Here is a 10223-nt window from a genome sequence, read left to right as displayed (position 1 = left end):
AGGCGAGCCAGTTGCGGGTCGCTGAAGGCCTGCCACCACTGGGTGAGCGCCGCGGTGCTGCCGCCATGCGGCAGGGGCGAGCGCCAGGCCGCCGGAATGGCTGCGTCGGCGGGCGGCACGGCGGGCGGCGCCGTCGTGCAGGCGGTCAGCAGCGCCAGCAGCGGCGCGCTCAGGAGAAGGCGTGGGTTCATGCGTGCTTCTTTCGCTCGTACTCGACCAGCGCGCAGCCCCAGTCGGCCAGGCGAATGCAGGTCTGTTCGAGCTGGGGGTCGTTGACCAGCAGTTCGGGGTGGAAGGCGTCGAGCATCGGTCGGCTCATCGCGTAGTCATGCGCCATGGCCTGCAGGCCCATGGCGAGCTGGAAGATCGCGGCGTCGGGCTCGGCCAGGCCGGCATGGCGGGCCAGCAAGGCGGCAAAGCGGTCGAAGATGGGCCCGATCTCTTCCCCCACCATGGCGAGGAAGATGCTGCTAGGCGCCTGCATCTCGCGCAGGAAGAGCTGGGCGCTGCAGGCGCCGTCGTCGAACAGGAAAGGGCGCACGAAGCGGCAGATCGAGTCGTGCAGGCTCATGCCGGGATCGTCGAAGCCGCTCATGCGTTGCAGAAGATCCTGCACCGGCAGGCGCAGCACCTCGGCGTAGAGGCCGTCCTTGTCACCGAAGTGGTAGTGGATGGCACCCGGGTTCACGCCCGCCGCGGCGCAGATTTCGCGGGTCGGCACGGCGGCAAAACCGCGTTCGCCGAACAGGCAGGCGGCCTCGTGCAACAGGCGCTCGCGAGCCGGCAGGGCATCGGCGGCTAAGGGTTTGCGAGGAGGCATGGGGCCGGACTGTAATACCAACCAAGCGCTTGCTTGGAAAATGGTTTGTATCGTTTTATCGCCGGGTGGCCACATCGGCGCCCGCTGGGCTTCGCGGTTCAGCGCGTGGCGAAAGCGGTGACCAGCGCCGCGGCCGGCCGCAGCGCGCCGACCTCGCGGCCGCGCCAGTTGCGCAGCACCAGGTGGCTGTAGCCGCGCAGCAGTTCGCTTTGCGTCTTGAACAGCGCCTGGACGACGGCAGCAAAAGCGGCCTCGGCGGCGCGGACGGCGCCGTCGTCGATCTTCAGCGCCACGCCCAGGCCCAGCTCTGGCAGCGCCGCGCAATAGACGCCCTCGGCGCCGATCTTGCAGAACAGGCGCTCGCCGAAGGCCTGCATCACGACAGTGTCAAAGCGGTCGCTGCCGCCGACCATGAAGGGCGCCGCAGCCACCGCCTGGCGCAGCCGCCGGGCGGCGCGGGCATGCCCGTCGGACAGGCCGTCGCCCGTGCCGCAGCGGGCGAAGGCCAGGGCCAGGGCGCGCAGCGGCAGGGCGAAGGTCGGGATGGAACAGCCGTCAATACCGCGCGGCGCGCCTTCGACGTCCACTCCGGTGGTCGCCGACAGCGCGGCCGAGACCTCGCGCATCACGGGATGCCCGGCCGCCACGTAGCCGCGTGCGAATTCGGCCGGCTCGGCACCGGCGTTGCGCGCCATCAGGCACGCGACGCAAACGAAACCGCTGTGCTTGCCCGAGCAGTTGTTGTGCAGCGGCGTGGCCAGCTCGCCGCGCACCAGCATGCCGCGCAGCACTGGCTCGCGGGTGGGCCATTGCGTGCCGCATTCGAGCGCATCGGACGTGAGCCCCAGCTTGGCGAGCACGCTGGCGGCCGTGGCCACATGCTCGGGCTCGCCGCTGTGCGAGGCGCAGGCCAGGGCCAGCTCGGCATCGCTGAGCTGATAGGCCTGGGCGGCGCCGCTGGCCACCAGCGGCAGCGCCTGCAGCAGCTTGACGGCCGAGCGCGGGAAGATGGGCCGCTCGATGTCACCCAGGGCAGTGTGCACGGCGCCTGTGCTGTCGACGATGGCCAGCGCGCCGGCATGCAGTGATTCAACGTCGCAGCCGCGCAGCACTTCGATGAGGACAGGGTTCATGCCGCCAGTCTAGGCGGGCCATGCTTAAGGCTGAATGAGGCCGCAGACACACAACGGTGTCGCTCGATGGAACCGATTCCATGCGCAAGCCGGGAAAACACTGGAGACCCCACCGCCTCCCTAGGACCTCTCCCAGGCACCGTTGACAAACATCCAGATCGTCTTGGATACTGAATTGGAACCGATTCCAATGATTCCAGTGATTCCAACGACAGACGGAGACAGACGTGGAGAAACGATCATTCGTCGAAGGCGCCGCCTTCCCGCTGGGCAATCGCGCCCGGGCCGCCATGCTCGGCGGGCTGATGGGGACTGCGCTGCTGGTCGGCTGCGGCGGCGGCGGTTCGCCAGCTCCGTCGCCGGCACCCAGCCCCGCGCCGGCGCCGGCTCCCGCACCTGCGCCCGCACCGGCTCCGGAAGGCCTCACGCTGTTGAAGACCGACGGCAGCAAGTGGGTCAAAGCCAGTGGCGCCCAGGTGCTGCTCAAGGGCACCAACCTCGGCAACTGGCTGGTGCAGGAGTTCTGGATGATGGGCCAGGGCGGCAACGGCGTGCACGACCAGTGCACGCTGGAAGCCAAACTGACCGAGCGCTTCGGCCATGACGAGAAGGAGCGCCTGATCCAGCTCTTCCGCGACAGCTGGATGACCACGCGCGACTGGGACCAGCTGCAGGCCTTCGGCTTCAACGTCGTGCGCCTGCCCATCCTGTGGAGCGTCATCGAGGACGAGAAGAAGCCCAGGACCCTGCGCGCCGATGCCTGGAAGTACCTGGACTGGAGCATTGCCGAGGCCAAGAAGCGCGGCATGTACGTGATCCTCGACCTGCACGGCGCCCACGGCGGCCAGACGCCCAACGACCATACCGGCTGCGCCGGCCAGAACAGGTACTGGACCGACACCGAGGCTCAGGAGCGCACCAGGTGGCTGTGGCAGCAGATCGCCACCAAGTACAAGGACGAGCCGGGGGTGGCGGCCTACGACCCGCTCAATGAACCTTGGGGTTCCACCGCCGAGGCCATGGTGGCGCGCGTCGAGGACCTGTACAAGACCATCCGCGCCATCGACGACAAGCACATCGTGCTGCTGCCCAGCCACTACGGCAGCATCGAAGCCTACGGCAACCCGATGGCCAAGGGCTTCACCAACGTGGCCTTCCAGATCCACCCCTATCCGGGCCTGTTCGGCGACCGGCCCGGTGACTCGGCCTACATGGTCCATCGCGACTGGCTGCGCTGCGGCGCCAGCGGCACCGGCGGGGTCTGTGCCTACAGCAAGCTGGTCAGCGAGCTGAAAGTCCCGTTGCTGGTGGGCGAGTTCCAGCCCTGGCAGGGCGCGGGCCTGGACCTGGGCGGCCAGATCGGCCGCGCCACCTACGACACCTATGCCAGCCATGGCTGGGCCTCCACGTCCTGGTCGTACAAGCTGGTCAGCCCGGCGGGTGGCTCGGGCAGGGGCACCTGGGGCATGGTCACCAACGCCGTCAACACCAATTTCGATACCGGCGTGGGCATGGTCACCAAGGCCAGCACCTGGGACTGCGCCGGCTGGGATGCCAGCTTTGCCCATGCCTGCGCCGTCAGGGCGCCCACCATCAAGGTGGGCGGCACGGGCGCCAAGACCTACTACTTCGTCATCAAGGGCGGCGCGTTGGCCGGCAGCAACCTGGACCTGAGCTTCGACAAGATCAGCATCACGGACACGACCACCAATGCCGAGGTCATCACCAACGGGAATTTCGGCTCCAACGCCGGCTGGACGCCGCTGACCATCGGCGGCAGGCTGAACCTGGACTTCAACGACGCCACCGCAGGCAAGGCGCCCACGGGCAGCGACGGCGCCGTGCTGCGCCTGACCCGCCCGGCCGGCGTCAGCGGCGAGGTCAATGGCGGCGTCTATCAGGCCATCACGCTGGAAGGCGGCAAGACCTATGCGTTCAACGGCCTGTTCAAGGACAACGGCAGCGCCAACACCTGGGCCGAGATGTACCTGGTGGACAAGGCGCCGGTGCAGGGCAAGGACGTCGTCGACATGAACGGCAAGGTCGACTTCACGACCGCCACCGTGGTCGAGATCGAGGCCTTGTTCAAGAGCTACGCCACGCAGCCCCTGGAAGCGCACGCCGGCCTGGCCCAGTGGATGACCAGCACGACGGCGCCGGAGGTCTTCCAGCTGCCGGATCGCCCAGCCAACTTGAAGCTGACCGAGGGCAGCAACGGCAATGCGCTGGCCTGGAATGCCAGCACCGACGCCAAGGTCACGGCCTACAACGTCTACCGCGCCAGCGGCGCCGGCGGTGGCTACACCAAGCTGGCCGAGAAGGTCGTCGCTCCCGCGTACACGGACAGCACGGCGGCCGCAGGCACGACCTATTTCTATGCCGTGACCGCGCTGACCGCTGCCAACGAAAGCTATTACAGCGACGCTGCCAGCACCACCCTGCGTTTCGTGCCCGTCCCGGCGACGCTGCAGGCCGAAGACTTCACCGCCATGAGCGGCATCCAGCTGGAGAACAGCAGCGACACGGGCGGTGGCCAGAACGTGGGTCACTTCGACCCCGACGACTACATCGAGTTCAAGATCAGCGTCGCCACCGCAGGCAACTTCAGCATCGACTACCGCCTGGCCAGCGCCAACGGCAGCAGCGGCTTTGAAGTCTGGGTGGACGGCGCGAAGGCCGTCGATGTCATGGCCGTGCCCAACACCGGCGGTTGGCAGACCTGGGTCACCAAGACCAGCGCGCCCTTCGCGATGAGCGTCGGCAGCCACACGCTGCGCCTGAAGTCCATCGGCGAGGAGTGGAACCTGAACTGGCTGAAGGTCAACGCGCAGTAGGCATTGCTGAAACGCGCAAGACTGTCTGCCTCTCAGTCCAGCGCCGCGACGGTGAAGCGCGCACGCAGATGGCGCGGCTGCTCGATCTCGTCGGCAATCGCCACGGCGAGGTCGGCCACCGAGATGCCGGCGGGCTGCGCGCCGGCCATCAGCAACTGCTCGCCGCCCACGCGGTAGCGGCCACTGCGCGCGCCGGGGGCCAGCAGCGCGGGTGGGCTCAGGAAGGTCCAGTCCAGCGCGGTGTTGTCGCGCAGCGCGGTCAGTGCATCCCGCGCGGCCTTGGCACCTGGCACGACATTGGCCGGCACATGGCTGGCGAATTCCGGTGTGTCGACCAGCTGCAGGCCCGGCGCAACGAACAGGCTGCCCGCACCGCCGACGACCAGCAGGCGCTTGACGCCACTGGCTTCCACGCCGCTTGCGATGGCCGCGCTGCCGCGCAGGAACTGGTCGTACAGCTCGGGCGCGTTCCAGCCCGGGTTGAAGGCCGACACGACGGCGTCGTGGCCATGTACGGCCGTGGCAACGGCGTTCGCGTCACGGGCATCGGCGGCCAATGCCGTCAGGCCGGCCTGCGGGGCTAGCTTCGCGACGTCGCGGACCACGGCGGTGACCTGGTGGCCGCGCTGCAGCAGCTCGGTCAGCACGGCACTGCCGACGAATCCGGTGCCGCCGATCAGGGCAATCTTCATGAAGTTCTCCAAGGGGTTGAAAGGATGGGAGAACAATATGGGCTTCACGATCTGGCGATAAGCCGGCCAGAATCGCTATCACCTTGAAGTGATGCTTAAAGATGGACGAGTTGAAGCCCTATGCCGTGTTTGCCGAGACCGTGACCGCCGGCTCCATGAGCGCGGCCGGGCGGCGCCTGGGGCTGAGCGCCTCGGCGGTCAGCCAGACACTGCGTGCGCTGGAGCGCCAAATGGGCGTCACGCTGCTGCACCGCTCCACGCGCAAGCTCACGCTGACCGAGGCCGGCGAGCGCTGCTACCCGCACTGCCTGCGCCTCGTCGAGGCGGCGCGCGCCGCGGCCCATTCCCTTGTGCGGGCCCGCGACGCGCCCAGCGGCGAGCTGCGCGTGGCCGCACCGGTCGGCTTCGCGTCGCACATCGCCCAGGCCCTGGCGCCGGTACTGGCCGAGTGGCCCCAGCTGCGCCTGCGCCTGCTGGTGGACGACGCCATGATCGACCTCATCGACGCCCGCATCGACATCGCCGTGCGCGTCGGCCAGTTGGCCGATTCGAGCTGGGTGGCCCGGCCGCTGTGTGAGATCGAGATGGTGCTGTGCGCGGCGCCCGCCTATGTCGAGCGCCAAGGGCTGCCGGTCGCGCCCTCGGACCTGGCGGGCTTCGACTGGCTGGCCTGGGCACGCGAGGCGCCGGAGGCCGGGGAGGCGCCACCGATGCTGGCCTTGTTCCTGCATGGCCCGGGCGGCGAGAGCCAGCGCCTGCAGGTGGGCGTGCGCATCGCCAGCAACAACCATGTCGCGCTGCAACAGATGTGCGAGCAGGGGCTGGGCATTGCGCGCTTGAGCTATGCGGACGTGCTGCCTGCGCTGGAACGCGGCGCGCTGGTGCGGCTGCTGCCGCAATGGCGCTTCATGCCGATGCCGGTCGTCGCCGTCACGCCGCAGCGCGACGGGGATCCGGCGAAGGTGAGGGTGGCGCTGGAGGCGCTGAAGCGATATTTGGCGACGTTGCCGGCGCTGGCGTAGTGCTAACAGGCCTAGTCCACATGGACGCGATTGCGCCCACCCCGCTTGGCCGCGTACAGCGCCTGGTCGGCCCGGTTGAGCAGGTTCTCGCCCTGGTGCTGCTGCGGCGCCCCGCCGGCAATGCCGACGCTGACGCGCACCAACAATCCCGGCGTGATGGCCGCCCAGTCGTGCTCGGCAATCGCCAGGCGCAGGCGCTCGCAGATCTCGGCGGCCTGGGGCGGTGCGATGCCCACCAGCACGGCCAGGAATTCCTCGCCGCCGATGCGCGCCAGCAGGTCGGCGCTGCGCAGCCGGTGGCGCAGCAGCTGGGCGAGTTGCTGCAGCACGGCGTCACCTACCGCATGGCCATGGGTGTCGTTGATCTTCTTGAAATGGTCGACATCCAGCGCCGCCACGCTGATGACCTGGCCGGCCATGCGTGCGCCCTCGACCAGCAGCGGCACGGCGAACTCGGCATGGCGGCGGTTGTGCAGCCCGGTCAGCACATCTTCATGCGCGGCGCGGTCCAGGGCCATCGCATGCTCGCGCAAGCGCTGCTGCTCGGTCTCCAGATGGACCGCCCGGGCGCGCTCACGGCGGGCGTCGGCGGTGGCACTGTCGGCGCGCGCCTGGGCTTGCTCGACCTGGTCGCGGATCAGGATCACCTCGGTCTGCAGCACCAGGTTGTCGCGGCTGATCTGGCGGTCCAGGCCGAACAGGTCCTCCAGCCAGGTCAGCGCCTGGCGGTACTGGCCGCAAGCCTTGTGCGTCTCGTACAGCGAACGCACCAGCAGTCGACGCAGCTGGGGCGGTGGCTCGGCGGCGGCGTGCAGCAGGGCTTCGAGGATGCGCGCGGCCTGCAGCGGCTCGCCCTTCAGGCGCAGGAAGACGGCGCGCTGGACATCGGCCTCAATGGCCAGCGTGCGGTAGCCGTGATCATGGGCAATGTGGCCGAACTCGTTGAGCAGCGGCAAGGCCTCGTCGAGCAGGCCGCCGGCCAGCAGGGCATTGACAAGGTTGGATACCGCCACGGCCACCTTGAAGGGACTGCCGGAGCAGCGCGCCAACTCGGTGGCCTGCTCGGCGGTGCGGCGAGCGCTGGCCAGCGCTTGGGCCAGCGCGGCGGCATTGCCCTGGGCCTGTGCCTCCTCGACGCGCTTCAGCCAGAAGTACGCCAGGTTGTTATGGCACGAGAACCGCACCTCCTGCACACCAGGGCCGGTCGCGATCTCCAGCGCCTGCTCGGTCGACGCGCAAGCCTGCTCCGGGTTCTCGAGGCTTGCATAGGCCACGCCCACGCGGTTCAACGCCCAAGCCTCTCGCACCGGGTCGGCGGCGCGGCGCGCGGCGGCCAGGGCCTTCATGCCCGACTCCAAGGCCTCCCGTGCCATCAGCAACTGGCCGTAGACAAAGGCCTGCGAGGTCAGCGCATCGGCCAGCATCACGTCGTCGCCAAGGCGTTCGGCCAGCGCCATCGCCTCGGTGGCGCAGCGCGCGCTGGACGTCAGCCGGCCGATGCGCGGGTACTGGTGGGCCAGCAGCGCGAGCGCTTCGCCTCGGCGGCGCAGCTCGGTGGGCGGGCAGGTCAGCAGCAGCTGCTCCAGCCCCTCGCTCGACGCCTGGTAGGCCCCCGCGTCGGCAAGCTGGCGCTGCACGGCGAAGCCAGTGTCGAATGCGGCCGCGTCAAAGCCACCGTGGTCGGCGGGCAGGTTGGGCAGGAGATCCAGAAGGTCTGACATCGGAGCTGCCGATTCTGCCTAGCCCCAGAATGCCGGCCATGACTGCACTCACGGTTTTCGGGGTTGACTTCACGAGTGCGCCTCGGGCGGCCAAGCCCCTACGAATCGCCGAAGGCCATCGCCAGGGCGCCGTCGTCCGGCTGGCCGGCCTGACAACGCTGGACAGCCTGGACGGCTTCTCCGCCTGGCTGATGCGCCCGGGCCCCTGGCTGGCCGGTCTGGACCTGCCTTTCGGCCTGCCGCGCGAGTTGGTCGAGCACCTCGGCTGGCCGACCGACTATGCCGCTTTGATCGCGCATTACGCCGGCCTGGAGCGCGCCGACATCCGTGCGCGCTTTGCCGCCTTTTGCGACGCACGCCCGGCCGGCGCCAAGTTCGCCCACCGCGCCTGCGACGGCCCGGCCGGCTCCAGCCCCAGCATGAAATGGATCAACCCGCCGGTGGCCTGGATGCTGCATGCCGGCGTGCCGCGCCTGATTGCGGCGGGCGTGCACCTGCCCGGCCATCTGGACGGTGATACCCGTCGCATTGCGCTGGAGGCCTACCCCGGCCTGCTGGCGCGCGAGCTGATCGCGCGGCGCTCGTACAAGAGCGACACCAAGGCCGCGCAGACGCCCGAGCGGCTGATCGCGCGCAAGGACATCGTCGATGCGCTGGAGCAGGGGCGCACGCGGCTGGGCCTGCGCCTGAAGCTCAGCCATGCGCAGCGCGACGCCCTGGTGGCCGATGCCAGCGGCGACAGCCTGGACGCCGTGCTGGCGATGCTGCAGGCCGCGTGGGCCGCGGAACAGCCGCGCTACGGCTGGCCGGCCGGCGTCGACCCGCTGGAAGGCTGGATCGTCGGCGCCTGACGCCTCTAGGATCGGCGCCCATGCAGCATCGCATCGACGAAGAAGTCAGCTTCCGCAAGCTCGAGATCCTGCTCGCCTTCATGGAAAGCGGCAGCCTCGCGCGCGCCGCCGAGCGGCTCGGCATCAGCACGGTCAGCGTGCACCGCGCGCTGCATTCGCTGGAGACGGGCACCCGCTGCAGCCTGTTCCGGCTGGAAGGCCGCAATCTGCAGCCCAACGACGCGGCGCATGCGCTGGCCGACGTGGCGCGCGAGGTGCTGCAGGTCATGGCGCACGGCATCCGCGCCACGCGCGAGATCGCCGGCTACGCGGCCGACCGCATCCGCATCGGCTCGCTGTATTCATTGACCAGCGGCACCGTGCCGGCCCTCATCATGGCGCTGCGCCTGCGCAAGCCCGACATCCAGACGGAGCTGGTGCTGGGCTCCAACAGCGACTTGCTGCGCAAGCTGCGCGACGGCATCGTCGATGCCGCGGTGATGGGTTTCCCCGAGGGCGCAGCCGATGTCGAATCGCAGCTGCTGTTCGAGGACGAAATCTTCTTCGCCGCGCCGGCCGAGTCGCCGCATGCGCGTCAGCCCGAGGTGAACTTGGGCGGCTGTGCCGACGAGCGGTTCGTGTCGCTCAACGAGGGCTACGTCACGCGCGACCGCTTCGTCGACGCCTTCCGCGTCGCGGGCTTCGAGCCCCATGTGGCGATGACCACCAACGACATCTTTTCGTTGATGAACCTGGTGAGCGGTGGCATCGGCTGCACGCTGCTGCCGGGGCGTGTGCGCGGCGTGTTGCCGCGCAACGTGGTGCTGGTGCCGCTGCAGCCGCGCTACCAGATGCGCCAGAAGATCAGCGTCGTCTTCCTGCGTACGCGGGAGCGTGACCCCAACTTGCTGTCGCTGCTGGCAGCCTGCCGCAGCCACTCAGCGGATCTCCAGACCCCCACGAATCCCGGTTGAAGCGGCACCGCGAGCGGACTCATTCGAGCTTGGCGCCGGAGGCCTTGACAACGGTGGCCCAGCGCTTGACCTCGGCGCCGACGAACTGGCCGAAGGCGTCGCCGTAGAGGTTGGGCGTTTCGGCGCCCAGGCCGTTCCAGAGCTTGCGGATTTCCTCGGTGGCAAAGGCCTTGCGCAACTCGGCCTGCATCGCGTCG

The 10223-nt window shown here is 69.1% G+C and carries 8 protein-coding genes and 1 pseudogene; 4 read left to right on the top strand and 5 right to left on the bottom strand.

The window, feature by feature from the left end; all coding sequences use genetic code 11:
* The 3 genes and pseudogenes from ACT6S0_RS23930 to ACT6S0_RS23920 form a co-directional block, all read right to left on the bottom strand.
* Positions 1 to 191, bottom strand: a pseudogene (locus ACT6S0_RS23930) (RND transporter); the annotation flags it as partial.
* Positions 188 to 820, bottom strand: coding sequence for a TetR/AcrR family transcriptional regulator (locus ACT6S0_RS23925; protein WP_444766275.1), 633 nt, complete (start codon positions 818 to 820; stop codon positions 188 to 190). The pseudogene ACT6S0_RS23930 and the gene ACT6S0_RS23925, both read right to left, overlap by 4 nt.
* 98 nt (positions 821 to 918) lie before the next feature.
* Positions 919 to 1953 (bottom strand): asparaginase, encoded by a 1035-nt coding sequence (locus ACT6S0_RS23920; RefSeq protein ID WP_444766274.1) that lies wholly within the window; start codon positions 1951 to 1953, stop codon positions 919 to 921.
* Between the two features lie 227 nt (positions 1954 to 2180).
* Between ACT6S0_RS23920 and ACT6S0_RS23915 the strand changes: the two genes are divergently transcribed.
* Positions 2181 to 4787 (top strand): carbohydrate-binding protein, encoded by a 2607-nt coding sequence (locus ACT6S0_RS23915; RefSeq protein ID WP_444766273.1) that lies wholly within the window; start codon positions 2181 to 2183, stop codon positions 4785 to 4787.
* A gap of 32 nt (positions 4788 to 4819) precedes the next feature.
* Here the strand turns inward: ACT6S0_RS23915 and ACT6S0_RS23910 are convergent, their stop codons facing one another.
* Positions 4820 to 5479, bottom strand: coding sequence for an NAD(P)-dependent oxidoreductase (locus tag ACT6S0_RS23910; RefSeq protein ID WP_444766272.1), 660 nt, complete (start codon positions 5477 to 5479; stop codon positions 4820 to 4822).
* Between the two features lie 101 nt (positions 5480 to 5580).
* On the opposite strand from ACT6S0_RS23910, the gene ACT6S0_RS23905 reads away from it, so the two are divergent.
* Positions 5581 to 6501, top strand: coding sequence for a LysR family transcriptional regulator (locus tag ACT6S0_RS23905; protein WP_444766271.1), 921 nt, complete (start codon positions 5581 to 5583; stop codon positions 6499 to 6501).
* Between the two features lie 11 nt (positions 6502 to 6512).
* On the opposite strand, the gene ACT6S0_RS23900 is transcribed toward ACT6S0_RS23905, so the two are convergent.
* On the bottom strand, positions 6513 to 8222 hold the full coding sequence (locus ACT6S0_RS23900) for a diguanylate cyclase (RefSeq protein WP_444766270.1): 1710 nt from the start codon (positions 8220 to 8222) through the stop codon (positions 6513 to 6515).
* Positions 8223 to 8260: 38 nt separating this feature from the next.
* Here ACT6S0_RS23900 and ACT6S0_RS23895 point away from each other — a divergent pair, with 38 nt between their 5' ends.
* Both ACT6S0_RS23895 and ACT6S0_RS23890 read left to right on the top strand, forming a co-directional pair.
* Positions 8261 to 9073 carry a DUF429 domain-containing protein gene (locus ACT6S0_RS23895; RefSeq protein ID WP_444766269.1) on the top strand — a complete coding sequence of 271 codons (813 nt, stop codon included), beginning with the start codon at positions 8261 to 8263 and terminating at the stop codon, positions 9071 to 9073.
* Between the two features lie 20 nt (positions 9074 to 9093).
* Positions 9094 to 10026, top strand: coding sequence for a LysR family transcriptional regulator (locus ACT6S0_RS23890; protein WP_444766268.1), 933 nt, complete (start codon positions 9094 to 9096; stop codon positions 10024 to 10026).
* Positions 10027 to 10223: the final 197 nt, after the last annotated feature.

The sequence above is a fragment of the Roseateles sp. genome, from assembly GCF_052436255.1.
In the GTDB taxonomy this organism is placed as follows: Bacteria; Pseudomonadota; Gammaproteobacteria; order Burkholderiales; family Burkholderiaceae_C; genus Pelomonas.
Note: the sequence above shows the minus strand (reverse complement) of the source record. Positions and strands in the feature narration are given on the sequence as shown.

Coding starts and splice junctions, on each gene's coding strand:
- ACT6S0_RS23925 (WP_444766275.1), bottom strand. CDS start 820: ATGCCTCCTCGCAAACCCTTAGCCGCCGATGCCCTGCCGGCTCGCGAG.
- ACT6S0_RS23920 (WP_444766274.1), bottom strand. CDS start 1,953: ATGAACCCTGTCCTCATCGAAGTGCTGCGCGGCTGCGACGTTGAATCA.
- ACT6S0_RS23910 (WP_444766272.1), bottom strand. CDS start 5,479: ATGAAGATTGCCCTGATCGGCGGCACCGGATTCGTCGGCAGTGCCGTG.
- ACT6S0_RS23905 (WP_444766271.1), top strand. CDS start 5,581: ATGGACGAGTTGAAGCCCTATGCCGTGTTTGCCGAGACCGTGACCGCC.
- ACT6S0_RS23900 (WP_444766270.1), bottom strand. CDS start 8,222: ATGTCAGACCTTCTGGATCTCCTGCCCAACCTGCCCGCCGACCACGGT.
- ACT6S0_RS23895 (WP_444766269.1), top strand. CDS start 8,261: ATGACTGCACTCACGGTTTTCGGGGTTGACTTCACGAGTGCGCCTCGG.
- ACT6S0_RS23890 (WP_444766268.1), top strand. CDS start 9,094: ATGCAGCATCGCATCGACGAAGAAGTCAGCTTCCGCAAGCTCGAGATC.